The organism is Methylobacterium sp. BI1, assembly GCF_056680125.1.
In genome coordinates, this window is record NZ_CM155267.1 from 1,887,635 (window position 1) to 1,904,030 (window position 16,396).

The window sequence follows — 16,396 nt, forward strand, 5'->3', positions numbered from 1 at the left end:
CGAACCCGGGATGAAGACCGCCGAGCGCAGCGGCGCACGCCTCTCCGTGGTGCAGGCGCTCTACGACATGGAGATCTCGGGCAAGGGCGTGATCGAGGCGCTCGCCGAGTTCGAGACGTTCTGGATCGGCCGCGAAATCGACGGCATCGAGCATCCGGCCGCCGAGATCGCGTTCTTCCGCGATCTCCTGCGCGGCGTCGTCGACGAGCAGCGCGCCATCGACCCGCTCCTCGACGGAGCTTTGGCCTCCGGCTGGCCGCTCAAGCGCATCGAGGCGGTCCTGCGCGCCATCCTGCGGGCCGGCGCCTACGAGTTGATGTCCCGCCGCGACGTGCCGGCCCGGGTCGTCATCTCCGAATACGTCGACGTCGCCCACAGCTTCTACGGCGGCGACGAGCCAGGCATGGTCAACGGCGTTCTCGACAAGGTGGCCCGGGACGTGCGCGGAAACGAATTCGCCGGCCTGCCGGCCTCCGGGCGAGCCTGAGCCCCGTGGCCCGGCCCGACGAGGACGGGCTGATCGCGCGCTACTTCGCGCCCCTGGCCGGCCCCGGCGCGGACGGCCTGCGCGACGACGCCGCCACCCTGACGCCGAGCCCGGGCTGCGACCTCGTCCTGACCACCGACGCCGTCGTGGCCGGCGTGCATTACTTTCCCGACGATCCACCCGCTTCGATCGCCCGCAAGGCCCTCGGCGTGAACGTCTCGGATCTCGCCGCCAAGGGCGCGCGCCCGCGCGGCATCCTGCTGACGCTGGCCCTGCCCGATGACTGGACCGAAGACTGGCTCGCCGGCTTCTCCGCGGGCCTCCGCGACGGCCTCGCGGATTTCGGCCTCGACCTCCTCGGCGGCGATACCGTGCGGTCGGCCGGCCCGGCACTGATCGGCGTGACCGCGATCGGCGAAGTGCCGGCGGGCGGTATCGTCCGGCGTGGGACCGCGCAGGTTGGCGACCGGATCTGCGTCAGCGGCACCATCGGGGATGCGGCCCTGGGCCTGCTCCTGCGCCGACCCGATGCACCGGGCTGGGCAGGCGGGCTGGGCACGGCGGACCGCGACACGCTCGTCGACCGCTACTGGCATCCCCGCCCACGCATCGACCTCGCTCCAGTCCTGCGCCGCTTCGCCCGAGCCGCGATGGACGTTTCGGACGGACTCGCCGGCGACCTGACGAAGATGCTGAAGGGGGAGGGGCGCTCCGCGGAGATCGACCTCGCCCGCGTACCGCTCTCCCCAGCCGCCGCGAGGGCGCTGGCACGGGACCCAAGTCTCATGACCCCGATCGTGACGAGCGGCGACGATTACGAGATCCTCTGCGCCGTGGCACCCGAGACCCTCGACGCCTGCCTCGCGGCGGCGGCCTCCGCCGGCACGCCGCTCACCTGCATCGGCACGGTCACGGCCGGTCCCGCGGCGCCGTCCTTCCACGATGCCGACGGCACGCCGCGGGCGCTCGGGACCGGCTCCTTCAGCCACTTCTGAGACGGCGGGCGCCTCGCCGGGCGCCGTGGTCCGACGCTCCCATCAGGCTCGCGTCCAGGCGAGAACTTGTACCTCGCTCGGCCGATGCTGCGATGCACAACTATTCGCGGCTGAAAAAGCTAAGCAGCATTTGCCAGCGCCGGTGAAGTTTGGCACTCAGAGCAGGCATTCCTTGGGAGGAGATGCACAACAACAGGAAACCGGCGCGCGGCCGAGATACCCGCGCGACCGATGACCTTCGCACGCACGAAACGCTGCGCACGCACGGAAACCACGGCCACGAAGTCCAATAACGCCACGACAGACTCGCACGGGCATCGCCAATCAAGGACGGTCGAATGACAGCTTTGTTGCTTATCATCCTGGGCGGGCTGTGCGCCGTCGCCTATGGCATCCTCACGATCAACGACGTGATGAAGCGCGACGCCGGCACCCAGCGGATGCAGGAGATCGCGGGGGCGATCGCCGAGGGGGCGCAGGCCTATCTCCGGCGCCAATACGCCACCATCGCCATCGTCGGGCTCGTGCTGTTCGTGGCGCTCGCCTACTTCCTCGGCCTGAAGGTCGGCATCGGCTTCCTCATCGGCGCCGTGCTGTCGGGCGCGGCCGGCTTCATCGGCATGAACGTGTCGGTGCGCGCCAACGTCCGGACCGCGCAGGCGGCCTCGACCTCCCTCGGCGGCGGCCTCGACGTCGCTTTCAAGTCGGGTGCCGTCACCGGCATGTTCGTCGCCGGCCTCGCACTCCTCGGGGTGGCGCTCTACTACGGCTATCTCACCCGCGTCGCCGGTCTGTCGCCGGCCAGCCGCGACGTCATCGACGCCCTCGTGGCCCTCGGCTTCGGCGCCTCGCTGATCTCGATCTTCGCCCGCCTCGGCGGCGGCATCTTCACCAAGGGCGCCGATGTCGGCGGCGACCTCGTCGGCAAGGTCGAGGCCGGAATCCCGGAGGACGATCCGCGCAACCCCGCCACCATCGCGGACAATGTCGGCGACAACGTCGGCGACTGCGCGGGCATGGCGGCCGACCTGTTCGAGACCTACGCGGTGACCGTGGTCGCCACCATGGTGCTGGCAGCGATCTTCTTCTCCGGCCAGACCGAGGTCGGCGGCCGCAACGTCCTCGAGGCGATGCTGCTCTATCCCCTGGCCATCGGCTCGGCCTGCATCCTGACCTCCATCGCCGGCACCTACGCGGTGCGGCTCGGGGCCAACCAGTCGATCATGGGCGCCCTCTACAAGGGCCTCGTCACCGCCGGCGCCCTCTCGATCGTGGCCATCGCTGGGGTGAACTACGCCCTGTTCGGCGGCTTCGGAACGGCCTTCACCACCAATGCGGGCGTGACCTTCACCTCCGGCGGCCTGCTCGGCTGCGCCGTGATCGGTCTCGTCATCACGGCGCTGATCGTGGTCATCACCGAGTACTACACCGGGACCAACTTCCGCCCGGTGAAGTCCATCGCGGACGCCTCCGTGACCGGACACGGCACCAACGTGATCCAGGGGCTGGCGATCTCGCTGGAATCCACCGCGCTGCCTGCGCTGGTCATCGTCGCGGGCATCATCAGCACCTACTCCCTGGCGGGGCTGTTCGGCATCGCCATCGCGGTCACCGCCATGCTGGCGCTCGCCGGGTTCATCGTGGCCCTCGATGCCTTCGGCCCGGTCACCGACAATGCCGGCGGCATCGCGGAGATGGCCGGCCTGCCGCCGGACGTGCGCAAGTCCACCGACGCCCTCGACGCCGTCGGCAACACCACCAAGGCGGTGACCAAGGGCTATGCCATCGGTTCGGCCGGCCTCGGTGCCCTGGTACTGTTCGCCGCCTACACCTCCGACCTGAACTACTTCATCGCCAATGCGAGCCCGACCCAGTACCGCTTCTTCCAGGGCGTCACCGTCGATTTCTCGCTCTCCAACCCCTACGTCGTCGTCGGCCTGCTGCTCGGCGGCCTGATCCCGTTCCTGTTCGGCGGCATGGCGATGACGGCGGTGGGCCGCGCGGCCGGTGCGGTCGTCGAGGAGGTCCGCCGGCAGTTCCGCGAGAAGCCCGGCATCATGCAGGGCACCGACCGGCCGGATTACGGCCGCGCCGTCGACATGCTGACCCGGGCAGCGATCAAGGAGATGATCGTGCCGTCCCTGCTGCCGGTGCTGTCGCCGATCGTACTGTTCTTCGTGATCCAGCCGATCGCCGGCAAGAGCCAGGCCTTCGCTACGGTGGGGGCGATGCTCCTCGGCGTCATCATCACCGGCCTCTACGTCGCGGTTTCGATGACCTCGGGCGGCGGCGCCTGGGACAACGCCAAGAAGTACATCGAGGACGGGCACCACGGCGGCAAGGGCTCGGAGGCCCACAAAGCGGCGGTGACCGGCGATACCGTCGGCGACCCCTACAAGGACACGGCCGGCCCCGCCGTGAACCCGGCGATCAAGATCACCAATATCATCGCCCTGCTGCTGCTGGCGGTGCTGGCGCACAGCTGAACGCGAGCGACCCCCGGCGGCTTCGGGCCGCCGGGGGTCGCAACGTCTACAGCGGGCCGCGGCGGGATCCCTGCCGCGGCCTTCGCGTGTCCCGGGTCAGGCCGCGTCCGGCATCTGGCCGAGGAGCTTGTCGAGGGTGATCGGGTAGCTCCGCACCCGGACGCCCGTGGCGTTGTAGACCGCGTTGGCCACCGCCGCGCCGACGCCACAGACGCCGAGCTCGCCGACACCCTTGGCCTTCATCGGGGAGGATTGCGGATCGACCTCGTCGAGGAAGATCACCTCCTGGTGCGGGATATCGGCATGCACCGGCACCTCGTAGCCGGCGAGATCGTGGTTCACGAAGAAGCCGCGCTTGGTGTCGACCGCGAGTTCTTCCATCAGCGCGCCGCCGACGCCCATCGTCATGCCGCCGATGACCTGGCTCCGGGCCGATTTCGGATTGAGGATGCGCCCGGCCGCGCAGACCGCCAGCATCCGCCGCACCCGGATCTCGGCGGTGTCGACGTCGACGCCGACCTCGACGAAGTGGCCGGCGAAGGTCGATTGCTGCTGCTTCTTGGCGAGGTCGCCGTACTCGATCGAATCCTCGGCCACGAGTTCGCCGTCGCTGGCGGCCTTTGCGAGGGTCTCGGTGCGGTTGCCGGAGCGGACCTGGCCGTCCTCGAACGTTGCGTCGGCCGAGTTGAAGCCGAGTCGCTGCGCCACCGCCTCACGGAGCTGGACGCAGGCCGCGTAGACGCCGGCGGTCGAGTTGTTCGCGCCGAACTGCCCGCCCGAGCCGGCCGAGACCGGGTAGGACGAATCGCCGAGGCGCACCACGACCTTGTCGAGGCCCACGCCCATCATCTCCGCAGCGGTCTGCGCGATGATGGTGTAGGAGCCGGTGCCGATGTCGGTCATGTCCGTCTCGACCGTGACGATGCCGTCGCGCCCGAGGCGGACCCGGGCGCCCGACTTCATCAGCAGGTTGTTGCGGAAACCCGCCGCCATGCCGATGCCGACGAGCCAACGGCCGTCACGGACCTGACCGGGCTTGGCGTTGCGGGCCGACCAGTTGAACTTCTCGGCGCCGAGCTTGAGGCAGCCGACGAGGTTGCGGTGGGAGAACGGACGCTCCGGATGGCCGGGATCGACCTGGGTGTCGTTGCGGACGCGGAAGGCCACCGGGTCCATGCCCAGCTTCTCCGCCATCTCGTCCATGGCGATCTCCAGGGCCATCAGGCCCGGCGCCTCGCCCGGCGCCCGCATCGAATTGCCCTCGGGCAGGTCAAGATGGGCGAGCTTCATCGCCGTCAGGCGATTGGCCCCGGCATAGAGGAGCTTGGTCTGGTCGACGGCCGTCTCCGGCTTGCCCTTCGGCAGGTTGCCGGAGGTGCTCTCGTGCGCGATCGCGGTGATCGTGCCGTCCGAATTCGCACCGATACGGATGCGCTGGATCGTGGCGGGCCGATGCGTGGTGTTGTTGGCCACCAGCGGCCGGGTCAGCGCGACCTTGACCGGTCGGCCGGCGGCCTTGGCGGCAAGGGCCGCCACCACGGCGTCGGAGCGCACGAACAGCTTCCCGCCGAAGCCGCCGCCGATATAGGGCGAGTCGACGCGAATCGAATCCTCCGGGATGCTGAGGATCTTGGCGATGCTCCCCTTGGTCCAGGCGATCATCTGGTTGGAGGTCCAGAGGGTGAGCTTGTCGCCCTCCCAGGCGGCGATGGTGGCGTGCGGCTCCATCATCGCGTGGCTCTCGTCGGGGGTCGTGTAGGTCTCGTCGAACTTGACGGGAGCCGACGCGAAGGCGCCCTCGAAGTCGCCGGTGCGGTCTTCGCCGCCGCTGCCGCTGCCCTCGCCGCTGTCGCCGGGAACCGGCTTGGCGGACGCGGCCACGGCCTCGAGGTCGAACTGGCCGGGCTCCCGGGCATAATCGACCTTCACCAGGAACGCGGCGGCCCGGGCCTGCTCGAACGTCTCGGCCACCACGACGGCGATGGCCTGGTGGTAGTGCTGGACCTGCGGCCCGCCGAAGAGGTTCGCTGCGTTCATCCGGCCGAGGCCGAGGGCCGGCATGTCCAGGGTGGTCACGATGGCGACGACGCCGGGCGACGCCTTGGCGGCTTTCGTGTCGATCGCGCGGATGCGGCCCTTGGCGATGCCGGCCCCGAGCACGTAGCCGTAGGCCTGGTTCGCCACCACGTCGTGGCGCTCATAGGCGTAGGGGGCCGTTCCGGTGGTCTTGAACTTGCCGTCGATCCGGTCGAGGGCCTTGCCGACGACCTTGAGCTGGTCGATCGGGTTCTGCCCGGCGGGGGTGTCGAACTTCATGGCTCAGGCCCTCGCTTCGTTCAGCGCGGCGCCGAGCGTGCGCTCGGCCAGCGTCAGCTTGTAGGCATTGTCGTGGGTCGGCTTGGCACCGGCGAAGACCTGCGCGGTCACCGCCTTCGCCCCCCGGGCCATCTCGCCCTCCGCCGCTTCCACCCGCCAGGGCTTGTGGGACACGCCGCCGAAGGCCGCGCGGCCGCTGCCGTCTGGCTGAACGACCGCCGCCACCGAGACCAGGGCGTAGGCGTAGGAGGCCCGGTCGCGGACCTTGCGGTAGATGTGCGCGCCGCCCAGGGGCTTCGGCAACGTCACCGCCGTGATCAGCTCGCCCGGCGCGAGCGTCGTGTCCACCTCCGGCCGGTCGCCCGGCAGGCGATGGAACTCGGCGATCGGGATCTTGCGCGCGGTGCCCTTGGCATCGACGGTCTCGACGGTGGCGTCGAGGACGCGCATGGCCACCGCCATGTCGCCGGGATGCGTGGCGATGCAGGCTTCGCTGGCACCGATGACGGCGAGCTGGCGCGAGACGCCGTCAAGGGCCGAGCAGCCGGAGCCCGGCTGACGCTTGTTGCAGGCCTGGGCGGTGTCGTAGAAGTACGGGCAGCGGGTGCGCTGCAGCAGGTTGCCGGCGGTCGTCGCCTTGTTGCGCAGCTGGCCCGAGGCCCCTGCCAGCAGGGCACGCGAGAGCACGGCGTAATCCTTCCGCACGCGGGCATCGGCGGCGAGGTCGGTGTTGCGCACCAGGGCTCCGACGCGCAGGCCGCCTTCCGGCGTGGCTTCGATCTGATCGAGCCCGAGACCGTTGACGTCGACGAGATGCGTGGGCGTCTCGATCTGCAGCTTCATCAGGTCGAGGAGGTTCGTACCGCCCGCGATGAACTTGGCGTTCGGGTTGCGGGAGACGGCGGCGGCGGCTTCCGCGGGCGAGTTCGGGCGCTCGTAGGTGAAAGACTTCATGCGGGCCTCCCGGCGACCTCGGTCATCGCCTCGACGATGTTGGAATAGGCGCCGCAGCGGCAGATGTTGCCGCTCATGCGCTCGCGGATCTCCGCGTCGGTGACCTGCATCGGCGCGTTCAGATCGGCCGTGACGTGGCTCGGAATGCCCGCCTTGATCTCGGCCAGGACGGCTACGCCGGAGCAGATCTGGCCGGGCGTGCAGTAGCCGCACTGGTAGCCGTCATGCTTGATGAAGGCGGCCTGCATCGGGTGCAGGGCCTCGGGCTGGCCCAGTCCCTCGATGGTGGTGATCTCGGAGCCCTGATGCATCACCGCGAGGGTGAGGCAGGAATTGATGCGGCGGCCGTCGACGATCATCGTACAGGCGCCGCACTGGCCGTGGTCGCAGCCCTTCTTGGAGCCGGTCAGATGGAGGTGCTCGCGGGCGGCGTCGAGCAGGCTGGTGCGGGTGTCTAGCTCGAGTTCGCGGCGCTGGCCGTTCACCGTCAGCGCCACCTTCGCCAGCACCGGCTTCTCCGGACCGGCCGTCTCCGGGCGACCCTCGGCCCGCGCGGGGACCGCGGCCAGCGCCGCACAGGCCGTTGCTCCGGCCATGACGTCACGTCGACTCAATTCGTTCTCTCCGAAACTTGGCATGGCGTTCTCTGAACCTGTGGCGGGAGGAGGCTGCCAGCGGACGGGCGCCCGGTTACGTCGCAGGCCAGGAGAACGCCCGATGGGGCTATCTTGGTCCGGGGCGTGACACGGAACCGCGCGGGCTCCGTCCAGACGTGCGCCTGCCTTCTGCGAGGAGTGCTCAGCGAGAACGCAGAACTCGGCCCGTCGGTCCCTGGAATTTCTCCAGACTGCGCGACCTCGCACTCTCGTGTGCGCCGGAGCACGTCGAGGCATCACCGGTCCCGCGGCCGGCCAAGTCCTCGACCCCTGGCGACAGGCGCCAAGACCTTGAGCCTGGTGGCTCAAGACCTTGCGCTCCGGGGATGAGGTGGTCGCGCAACGCGCGGGCGGCGCGCAAAGCATTCGAGACCGGTCCGAAGGACGAGCGCCAGGCGAGGTCTGGTGCGATGCGACTTTGCATGGGTGCCCGGCAGGCGCAGTATCCGAACCAACGACAAGATCAGGGGGCCGGCGCCATGGACCGCAGCACGCTCGGGATGAGGATGGACCGTCGTCGGCTGCTGGCGGGCAGCGGCGCCATCCTGGCTTCCACGACCTGGCCGGTCCGCGCGGCCGAGACGGGCCCGGGTACCGACATCACCGGCCGCCTCGCCCGCTACATGGCTGCGGCTCGCGAGACCCCGCTGCCGCCGGAGGTGATGACCGCCTGCAAGCACCGCATCCTCGACACGACCGGAGCCATGCTCTCGGGCGCGCGGATGCGGCCCGGCACGATGGCCGCCAGCTACGTCCGGGGGCAGGGCGGCATCGCACAGTGCAGCGTGGTCGGCACCGATCTGCGGACCAGCGCGATCAACGCCGCCCTGGCCAACGCCATGTGCGCCCATGCCGACGAGACCGACGATTTCGAGCCCGTGACCAAGGCGCATCCGGGTTCGGCCACGGTCCCGGCGGCGCTCGCCATCGCCGAGCGGGACGGCCGGTCCGGCGAGGAGATGCTGCGCGCCGTCGCCCTCGGCTACGACCTCTGCTGCCGCCTGCTGATGGCGCTCGGGCCCGACCTCGTCCGGGGCAGCCATCGCAGCGCCGAGGGCACCAGCTCCACCTTCGGCGCCCTCGGGGCCGCGGCGTCCCTGGCGCGCCTCGACGAACGACGCATGCGCTTCGCGCTCTCCTACGCGGCGCAGCAGGTCTCCGGCATCTGGAGCTGGGTCAAGGACGAGGACCACATCGAGAAAGCTTTCGACTTCGCCGGCATGGGAGCCCGCAACGGCGTGACCGCCGTCAGCATGGTGGAGGCCGGCCTCACCGGCGTCGCCGATGTCCTCGACGGGACCCACAACCTGTTCATCGCTCTGTCGAGCGCCCCGACACCGCAAGCGATGGTGGCGGATCTCGGGACGCGTTTCTACGTGGCGGAGACGGCCATCAAGACCTTCTCGGTCGGCTACCCGATCCAGTCGCCCCTCGATGCGGTGCTGAGCCTGCGGACGGAGCATCGCCTCAGCGCCGACGACGTCCGCGCCGTTCGGATCAGCCTGCCGACGGATGCCATCGGCATCGTCGGGCACAGCGCCATGCCCGACGTGAGCTGCCAGCACCTCGTGGCCCTCGCGCTGGTGCGCGGCGGCGTCTCCTTCGCCGACAGCCACGATGCCGGCCTGATGCAGGATCCGGCGATCCGGGCGGTCCGCGACCGGATCGAACTCGTCGGCGATCCCGCCCTGATGATGCCCGAGGCACCGCGCAGCGCCCGGGTCGCGCTGACGCTGACCGATGGCCGGACCGTCGAGCACATGACGAAGTATCCTCCCGGCACGAAGGAGAATCCCCTGAGCACAGCGCGGGTCAGCGCAAAGGTCCGCGATCTCGTCGTCCCGGTCATCGGCGCGGGAAAAGCCGACGATCTCATCGGCCGGCTGAACGCCCTGGAAACCGTCGCGGACATCCGCACGTTGTCGCCGCTGCTGACGGCCTGAAGCGGGCTCGCCACCGCCGACCCGACGCCCTAGCTGTTTTCGCAGGTTTTCCGATTGAATCGTCTCTTCCGATCCAGTCGTCTCTTCCCGTTCAGCCGTTTCTTCCTATCCAGTCGTCTTGGCAAAGGTGCGTGATGCAAAAGGGATTTTCGTGGTTCGGCCGGGCGACTCTGCCCGTCCTCGCCCTGGTCGCCAGCGCAGGTGCCGCCAGCGCCGACTGCATCCGGCACGTCTATAATCGCTCACCCCTGACGCTGGTGGGCGCACAGCAGGGCGGCCCGTCGTTCCTCGTGAGACCGGGCACTTCGCGGGCGATCCGGCTCTCTGGCCCCGGCAGCCTCGAGCTGTCGGGCTATTGCGATCCCTACGGGCTCCGCGAGGGTGGCCGGGCCGAAGGCGCCGCGGTGCAGACGTCGCTGCGCTACACCGCCGTCCTCGACCGCTGCTACATGGAAATCGGCCACGATTTCTTCGACCGCGAGCTCGGGCGCGGGTTCCTTCCGCGGGACAGCATCGAGCCGTTCACGGTGAACAATCCGAAGCAGGGCGACGTGGTGCTCTATACGGATCGCGCGATCTGCCGCCCCCGCTAGGGCTGGCTTCGCTCAGATGGGGTGCGGAACCTCGGGCTTCAGCTTGAGGGGCCGCGCCAGTTTCTTCGAGAGGCGGCCCGCCGCCTCGACGGCCGCACCCTCCGCACTTGCGGACGCGACGATGGCCAGAGCCTCGTCCTGCGTGAGTGTCAGCACCGCGTAGACACGCAAGGCTTCACGGCGCTGCTTCACGGCGACGAGAAAGACGTGGCTCTTGGCGCGCTTGCCCTTGTTGTCGGGCGCGGACTTGTGGTCGGGCGTGGACTCGGGGGCGGGACGACGACGGCTCAAGGACGGACCGGTATCCGCAGGAATCCGATGGCCGCAACGGCGCGGTCCGCCTCAGCTCCGTCGCTCACGATTCCGTCCTCCCTCCGTCGTTTCACGGTCCCGACGACGTGCCGGCCCGGGGAAGGGCGATGCGCATTCGTGTCGACGAAGGCCCGAAGCGCGGCTCGGGAGCCGACGGCTAAGAACACGTTCCGCGGGCTCCGGCCTGCAATCGTTTCCCATCCCATGACACCATTTTGGTCATGCCGTGACAGTTGCCGATCATCATGCATGCCTACTGGGATTCTGGAAGGTCTTCGACCGTGATCACCCCGGGATGATTCCGAAGTTTCCGGGCGATGTCTTCCACGGAGCGGCGCGATAGCCGGACGAAAGTGATCAGCGTCTCGTCGACCTCAGGGGCGGACCCGCGTCGGGTCACGAACTGACGGATACGCGAGGGGCGCACGCCGGACACGGCCTGCACCGCCTCCATGGAGATGCAGCCGGCCTCGGCCACCACGCGGAGGGGCCGGATGTGCATCTGGTCGTGGTAGCGCTCCTGCAGGGGCTTCATCCCGGCGAGGATCACCAGCAGGATCACCGTGGTGGCGATGCCGGCCACGTAGAGGCCGCCGCCCACCGCCAGGCCCACCGCGGCAACCGCCCAGAGGCTCGCGGCGGTGGTGAGCCCCTTCACCACCTCGCCGCGCAGGAGGATCGTTCCCGCCCCGAGGAAGCCGATGCCGGAGACGACCTGGGCGGCCATGCGCGAAGGATCGAGGGTGACGTTCCGCGTCCCGAGCACGTCGGCGAAGCCGAAGGCCGAGACGATCATGATCAGGCAGGCGCCGACGCCGACCAGCATGTGCGTCCGCATGCCGGCGGCCCAGAGCAGGCGCTCGCGCTCGACGCCGATCAGCCCGCTCAGGATCGCGGCCAGGAGCAGGCGCCAGACGATCTCGACATTGCCCAGCATCTTCGTGTCACCTCCGATACAAGTGTCACGCGCCGGCCCAGCCGGCCTTCAGCCGACCAGGGCGGTCACCGCGTAGCAGGCCGCCGCGATCAGGGCGGCGGCCGGCAGCGTCAGAACCCAGGCGACCACGATGTTGCTGGCGACGCCCCAGCGAACCGCCGAGGTCCGCCGCGCCGCTCCGACGCCGATGATCGCGCCCGTGATGGTGTGGGTGGTCGAGACCGGCACACCGAGCCAGGTCGCGGCGAACAGGGTGATCGCGCCGCCCGTCTCGGCGCAGAATCCCTGCATCGGGTTCAGGCGCGTGATCTTCGAGCCCATCGTGTGCACGATGCGCCAGCCGCCGAGCAGCGTGCCCAGCGCCATGGCGGACTGGCACGAGATCACCACCCAGAGGGGGACGTGGAAGGCGCCGCCCAGGTGGCCCTGCGAGTAGAGCAGCACCGCGATGATCCCCATGGTCTTCTGCGCGTCGTTGCCGCCATGGCCCAGGGAGTAGAGGGAGGCCGAGACGAACTGGAGGGCGCGGAAGCGCCGGTCGACCGCGAAGGGCGTCGCGCGCACGCAGAGCCAGGACACCAGCAGGACCAGGAGGAGCGCGAGCAGGAAGCCGAGGAGCGGCGACAGGACGATGGCGGCGGCGGTCTTCGTCAGCCCGCTCCAGACCACCGCGCTGAACCCCGCCTTGGCGACACCCGCGCCGATGAGGCCGCCCACGAGGGCATGCGAGCTGCTGGACGGGATTCCGAAGATCCAGGTGACGATGTTCCAGGTGATGGCGCCCATCAGCGCGCTGAAGATCACCCGGGGATCGATGATCCCCGCATCGACGATGCCGGTGCCGAGGGTCTGGGCCACGTGCAGGCCGAAGAACAGGAAGGCGATGAAGTTGAAGAACGCCGCCCAGAGCACCGCGTATTGCGGCCGCAGCACCCGCGTCGACACGATGGTGGCAATGGAGTTGGCCGCGTCGTGCAGCCCGTTGAGGAAATCGAAGAACAGCGCGACGGCGATCAGGCCGGCGAGGGCGGGCAGGGCGAGCGCGGTGGCCTCGGTCATCGGGTCGCCTACACGTTCTCGATCACGATGCCGCTGATCTCGTTGGCGACGTCCTCGAAGCGATCGACCACGTCCTCGAGGTGGCCGTAGATCTCCGCGCCGATGAGGTAGGCCATCGTGTCGCCGTCGCCGCCATCCTTGCGGTGGGCCTGATAGAGCGCCTTGAGTCCGCGCTCCTGCATCTCGTCCGAGCGCCCCTCCACCCGGGTGATCTGCTCGGTCAGGGTGTTGATGCGCCCGGCATGGGTTCCGACGGCCGTGAGCAGGGGAATCGCCTCGGCGGTGAGCCGGGCCGCCTCGATCACGGTGCCGCCCATCTCCTGCATCAGCGGCTGGAAGCTGCGAACCTCGTAGAGGGCGATCGTCTTCACCGTCTTGTTCATCTGGTCGATGGCGTCGTCCATCGACTGGATCAGGTCCTTGATGTCGCCCCGGTCGAAGGGCGTGATGAAGCTCCGGCGCACCGCGAGCAGGACCTCGGCGGTGATCGCGTCCGCCTCCTGCTCGTGCTCCACCACCTTCTGGCAGTAGCGCGGAACGGCATCGCCGCCCTGGAGCACGCCCTGCAGCGCCTCGGCGCCGGCCACGAGGGTGCGCGAGTGCCGCTCGAAGAGGTCGAAGAACCGGTCCTCCCGCGGCATCAACGCCTTGAACCAACCCAGCATCCCCGACTCCGGACCCACCCTGCTTGATTAGCCAACTAGGGGTTTTGCGCGCGGGTGACCAGGGCCTGTGCGGGCTTTGCCTTGGACCGCGTCCGCTGCGATCAGCGGCCGATGACGCTGCGGATGGTGAAGCTCGACTGGATGCGAGCGACACCGGGCAGCTTCGACAGCACCGAGCGGTGCAACTGCTCGTATTCCGCCATGTCGGCGACGCGGATCCTCAGGAGATAATCGGAATCCCCGGTCATCAGGTAGCAATCCTGGATGTCGGGGCAGCGCCGCACGGCCGCCTCGAACCGGTTGAGGCAATCCTCGGTCTGCCGCTCCAGGGCGATCCGCGTCATCACCACGAGGCCGGCGGAGCCGGGCCCGTCGAGAAGCACGGTGTAGCCTTGGATCGTCCCGTCCCGCTCCAGCATCCGCAGACGCCGCAGGCAGGCGGAGGCCGAGAGGCCGACGCGCTGCGCCAGGGCGGCGTTCGGAATCCGCGCATTCTCGCGGAGAACCCGGAGGATCGCGCGATCGATGTCGTCGGGTGGCATCACCATCCTCCACCGGCCTGTGCGATGATCGTGCATCGTATCGCAGGATCATGCGTCGAGTATCGGTTCCTTCGCCGATCCTGCAACATCTTGGCTGCACCGCTCGCAGGATCGGGTGTCTCTACCGGGACGAGGCCGGTGCGATCGGGGGCGTGCGCAGCATGGCCCAGCCGATGCTTGGGATGTCCGGCCTCGGGGGAGACGTTCGATGCGGGTCCTGGTTCTCGGAAGCGGTGTGGTCGGCGTCAGCACGGCCTATTATCTCGCGAAGGCCGGGCACGACGTCACCGTGATCGACCGGCAGCCCGCCGCCGGCATGGAGACGAGCTTCGCCAATGCGGGCCAGGTCTCGCCGGGCTACTCGGCCCCCTGGGCGGCCCCCGGCATTCCGATCAAGGCGATGAAGTGGCTGATGATGCGCCACCGGCCGCTGGTGCTGTGGCCGACCGTCGAGCCGCGCTTCTACGGCTGGCTCGCGCGCATGCTCGCGAACTGCACCGAGGACGCGTATGTCCGCAACAAGGGCCGCATGGTTCGTCTTGCCGAATACAGCCGGGACGCGCTGCGCGACCTGCGCGCCGAGACCGGCATCGCCTACGACCACCGGACCCGGGGCACCCTCCAGCTCTTCCGCACGCAGAAGCAGCTCGACCATGTCGGCGACGATACGCGCGTCCTCGATACCTACGGGGTCGCCTACGCGGTGCTGGACCCGGCCGGATGCATCGCGGCCGAGCCGGCCCTGGCCGGTGTCCGCGACAGAATCGTCGGGGGCCTCCGCCTGACCGGCGACGAGACCGGCGATGCGCACCTGTTCACGCAACGTCTGGCGGACCTGTGCGAGTTGAGGGGCGTCCGTTTCCGCTACGGGACGCAGATCGACGGCCTCGAGACCGCAGGCGACGCGGTGACGGGGGTGGTCTGCGGCTCGGAAACCCTGCGGGCCGATGCCTACGTCGCGGCCATGGGCTCCTTCACGCCACGCCTTCTCCGACCCCTGGGGCTCCGACTGCCGATCTACCCGGTGAAGGGCTACTCGCTGACCCTTCCGGTGACCGATCCCGAGCAGGCGCCGGTCTCCACCGTCATGGACGAGACCTTCAAGGTCGCGCTCACGCGCTTGGGCGACCGGATCCGCGTGGGCGGCACGGCCGAGCTCGCGGGCTTCAGCGATGTCCTCCGGGCCCCGCGCCGGGCGACCCTGGAGCGCTGCGTCCGCGACCTGTTCCCGAACGGCGGCGACATCGCGGCCGCTACGTTCTGGACCGGCCTGCGCCCGATGACGCCGGACGGCACGCCCATCGTCGGCGCCACGCGCTACGGCAACCTCTACACCAACACCGGGCACGGCACCCTGGGCTGGACGATGGCCTGCGGCTCCGGGCGGATGCTGGCCGACCTGATGTCCGGCCGCGCGCCCGACATCGACCATTCCGACCTGGCGCTGGCCCGCTACGCCGCCTGACGCCGTCAGGCGGTGAACCCCTCCAGGATGAGCATCACCAGGGGGATGGCGAGTCCGGCCAGGACCGTCTGCAGGGCGAGGATGCCGGCCATCAGGGGCGCATCGCCCCCGAGCTGCCGGGCCATGATGTAGGACGACGACGCCGTCGGCAGCGACTGGAACAGCAGGGCGGTGGCGGCGGCCGGCCCGTGCAGGCCGGCGGCGAGGCAGGCCAGGATCGTCACCGTGGGCATCAGCACGAACTTGGCGACCGAGGCGATGACGACCGGACGCAGCCAGGTCCGGACCGTGCGGGGATCGAGGGCGGCGCCGACGCAGAGGAGACCGAGCGGCAGGGAAGCCTGCCCCAGGGCTTTCAGGGTCGGTTCCAGGCCGGGTGGCAATCCGAGCCCTGTCGCCTGCAGGGCGATCCCGATGGCGCAGGCGACCACCAGGGGATTGAGGAGCAGTTGCCGGAGGATCGCCCGCGGCGCCAGCCGGCCGCCCGAACCGAAACGCGCGAATACCAGGACGCACAGGATGTTGACCGTGGGCACGATGGCCGCGTTGGCGACCGCCGCCAGGGCGATTCCCTGCAGGCCGAACAGCCCCGCCGCCGCCGAGACCCCGACGTAGTTGTTGAAGCGCACCCCGCCCTGAAACACCGAGGTGAAGGCGGCTCCGTCGAGGCCGAGCCGCGGCCGCAGCGCGAGCAAGACGAGCGCCACCGCGAGCGTCGACGCCACCAGGACGCCGGCCAGGGCGAGGACGGGCACGCCGTCGAGGCGCGCGGTGGCCAGCCCATGGATGAACAGCGCCGGCAGCAGCACGTAGTAGCCGAGGCGCTCCGCCTGGGCCCAGAACGAGTCGGCCACGAAGCCGTTACGGCGCAGCAGCACGCCGAGGGCGATCAGCAGCGCGATCGGCACCAGGGCGAGGATGACCGTCGCCGTCACGCGGCGGACCGGCGGACGTTGAGACCGGCGGGGATCGATCGGGGCATCGTA

15 protein-coding genes are annotated in these 16,396 nt (G+C 69.6%); 6 read left to right on the forward strand and 9 right to left on the reverse strand.

The window, feature by feature from the left end; genetic code table 11:
* Positions 1–10 precede the first annotated feature (10 nt).
* From nusB to AC1MGR_RS08865, 3 genes are all read left to right on the forward strand, one after another.
* Positions 11–487, forward strand: coding sequence for a transcription antitermination factor NusB (nusB, locus tag AC1MGR_RS08855; protein WP_108036749.1), 477 nt, complete (start codon positions 11–13; stop codon positions 485–487).
* A gap of 5 nt (positions 488–492) precedes the next feature.
* Positions 493–1,482: a thiamine-phosphate kinase gene (gene thiL / locus AC1MGR_RS08860; protein WP_480234340.1), complete on the forward strand. Its 990-nt coding sequence runs from the start codon at positions 493–495 to the stop codon at positions 1,480–1,482.
* A 338-nt stretch (positions 1,483–1,820) separates the two neighbouring features.
* Positions 1,821–3,968 (forward strand): sodium-translocating pyrophosphatase, encoded by a 2,148-nt coding sequence (locus AC1MGR_RS08865; RefSeq protein WP_108036530.1) that lies wholly within the window; start codon positions 1,821–1,823, stop codon positions 3,966–3,968.
* Between the two features lie 96 nt (positions 3,969–4,064).
* Here the strand turns inward: AC1MGR_RS08865 and paoC are convergent, their stop codons facing one another.
* The 3 genes from paoC to paoA are packed head-to-tail and all read right to left on the reverse strand — an operon-like array spanning position 4,065 to position 7,834.
* A complete protein-coding gene (gene paoC, locus AC1MGR_RS08870) occupies positions 4,065–6,284 on the reverse strand; it encodes an aldehyde oxidoreductase molybdenum-binding subunit PaoC (protein ID WP_108036532.1) in 2,220 nt (739 codons plus the stop codon).
* A 3-nt stretch (positions 6,285–6,287) separates the two neighbouring features.
* Positions 6,288–7,238 (reverse strand): FAD binding domain-containing protein, encoded by a 951-nt coding sequence (locus AC1MGR_RS08875; RefSeq protein WP_108036534.1) that lies wholly within the window; start codon positions 7,236–7,238, stop codon positions 6,288–6,290.
* Positions 7,235–7,834 carry an aldehyde dehydrogenase iron-sulfur subunit PaoA gene (gene paoA, locus AC1MGR_RS08880; RefSeq protein WP_480234341.1) on the reverse strand — a complete coding sequence of 200 codons (600 nt, stop codon included), beginning with the start codon at positions 7,832–7,834 and terminating at the stop codon, positions 7,235–7,237. The genes AC1MGR_RS08875 and paoA overlap by 4 nt, the downstream gene beginning before the upstream one ends.
* A 539-nt stretch (positions 7,835–8,373) precedes the next feature.
* On the opposite strand from paoA, the gene AC1MGR_RS08885 reads away from it, so the two are divergent.
* Together AC1MGR_RS08885 and AC1MGR_RS08890 are read left to right on the forward strand one after the other, a co-directional pair.
* Entirely contained in the window at positions 8,374–9,837 is a 1,464-nt protein-coding gene (locus AC1MGR_RS08885) for an MmgE/PrpD family protein (protein WP_480234342.1), read from the forward strand.
* Between the two features lie 134 nt (positions 9,838–9,971).
* Positions 9,972–10,430, forward strand: coding sequence for a hypothetical protein (locus AC1MGR_RS08890; RefSeq protein ID WP_480234343.1), 459 nt, complete (start codon positions 9,972–9,974; stop codon positions 10,428–10,430).
* Between the two features lie 12 nt (positions 10,431–10,442).
* On the opposite strand, the gene AC1MGR_RS08895 is transcribed toward AC1MGR_RS08890, so the two are convergent.
* The 5 genes from AC1MGR_RS08895 to AC1MGR_RS08915 all read right to left on the reverse strand — a co-directional run bounded on the left by AC1MGR_RS08895 (position 10,443) and on the right by AC1MGR_RS08915 (position 13,945).
* Complete coding sequence (locus AC1MGR_RS08895; RefSeq protein ID WP_480234344.1) at positions 10,443–10,721, reverse strand: hypothetical protein; 279 nt, start codon at positions 10,719–10,721, stop codon at positions 10,443–10,445.
* A 274-nt stretch (positions 10,722–10,995) separates the two neighbouring features.
* Positions 10,996–11,679: an MgtC/SapB family protein gene (locus AC1MGR_RS08900; RefSeq protein ID WP_480234345.1), complete on the reverse strand. Its 684-nt coding sequence runs from the start codon at positions 11,677–11,679 to the stop codon at positions 10,996–10,998.
* Positions 11,680–11,727: 48 nt separating this feature from the next.
* Positions 11,728–12,738, reverse strand: coding sequence for an inorganic phosphate transporter (locus tag AC1MGR_RS08905; protein ID WP_108036544.1), 1,011 nt, complete (start codon positions 12,736–12,738; stop codon positions 11,728–11,730).
* A gap of 8 nt (positions 12,739–12,746) precedes the next feature.
* Positions 12,747–13,403, reverse strand: a complete 657-nt coding sequence (locus tag AC1MGR_RS08910) for a DUF47 domain-containing protein (protein ID WP_480234346.1) — start codon at positions 13,401–13,403, stop codon at positions 12,747–12,749.
* Positions 13,404–13,504: 101 nt separating this feature from the next.
* Complete coding sequence (locus AC1MGR_RS08915; RefSeq protein WP_480234347.1) at positions 13,505–13,945, reverse strand: Lrp/AsnC family transcriptional regulator; 441 nt, start codon at positions 13,943–13,945, stop codon at positions 13,505–13,507.
* A 208-nt stretch (positions 13,946–14,153) separates the two neighbouring features.
* On the opposite strand from AC1MGR_RS08915, the gene AC1MGR_RS08920 reads away from it, so the two are divergent.
* Positions 14,154–15,410: a D-amino acid dehydrogenase gene (locus AC1MGR_RS08920; RefSeq protein ID WP_480234348.1), complete on the forward strand. Its 1,257-nt coding sequence runs from the start codon at positions 14,154–14,156 to the stop codon at positions 15,408–15,410.
* Between the two features lie 5 nt (positions 15,411–15,415).
* On the opposite strand, the gene AC1MGR_RS08925 is transcribed toward AC1MGR_RS08920, so the two are convergent.
* Positions 15,416–16,345, reverse strand: coding sequence for an AEC family transporter (locus AC1MGR_RS08925; RefSeq protein ID WP_480234349.1), 930 nt, complete (start codon positions 16,343–16,345; stop codon positions 15,416–15,418).
* Positions 16,346–16,396: the final 51 nt, after the last annotated feature.

Excerpts from the sequence above, each read along its gene's own strand:
- nusB (WP_108036749.1), top strand. The coding sequence starts at position 11 with ATGAAGACCGCCGAGCGCAGCGGCGCACGCCTCTCCGTGGTGCAGGCG.
- AC1MGR_RS08865 (WP_108036530.1), top strand. The coding sequence starts at position 1,821 with ATGACAGCTTTGTTGCTTATCATCCTGGGCGGGCTGTGCGCCGTCGCC.
- paoC (WP_108036532.1), bottom strand. The coding sequence starts at position 6,284 with ATGAAGTTCGACACCCCCGCCGGGCAGAACCCGATCGACCAGCTCAAG.
- AC1MGR_RS08875 (WP_108036534.1), bottom strand. The coding sequence starts at position 7,238 with ATGAAGTCTTTCACCTACGAGCGCCCGAACTCGCCCGCGGAAGCCGCC.
- paoA (WP_480234341.1), bottom strand. The coding sequence starts at position 7,834 with ATGGCCGGAGCAACGGCCTGTGCGGCGCTGGCCGCGGTCCCCGCGCGG.
- AC1MGR_RS08885 (WP_480234342.1), top strand. The coding sequence starts at position 8,374 with ATGGACCGCAGCACGCTCGGGATGAGGATGGACCGTCGTCGGCTGCTG.
- AC1MGR_RS08890 (WP_480234343.1), top strand. The coding sequence starts at position 9,972 with ATGCAAAAGGGATTTTCGTGGTTCGGCCGGGCGACTCTGCCCGTCCTC.
- AC1MGR_RS08900 (WP_480234345.1), bottom strand. The coding sequence starts at position 11,679 with ATGCTGGGCAATGTCGAGATCGTCTGGCGCCTGCTCCTGGCCGCGATC.
- AC1MGR_RS08905 (WP_108036544.1), bottom strand. The coding sequence starts at position 12,738 with ATGACCGAGGCCACCGCGCTCGCCCTGCCCGCCCTCGCCGGCCTGATC.
- AC1MGR_RS08910 (WP_480234346.1), bottom strand. The coding sequence starts at position 13,403 with ATGCTGGGTTGGTTCAAGGCGTTGATGCCGCGGGAGGACCGGTTCTTC.
- AC1MGR_RS08915 (WP_480234347.1), bottom strand. The coding sequence starts at position 13,945 with ATGCCACCCGACGACATCGATCGCGCGATCCTCCGGGTTCTCCGCGAG.
- AC1MGR_RS08920 (WP_480234348.1), top strand. The coding sequence starts at position 14,154 with ATGCGGGTCCTGGTTCTCGGAAGCGGTGTGGTCGGCGTCAGCACGGCC.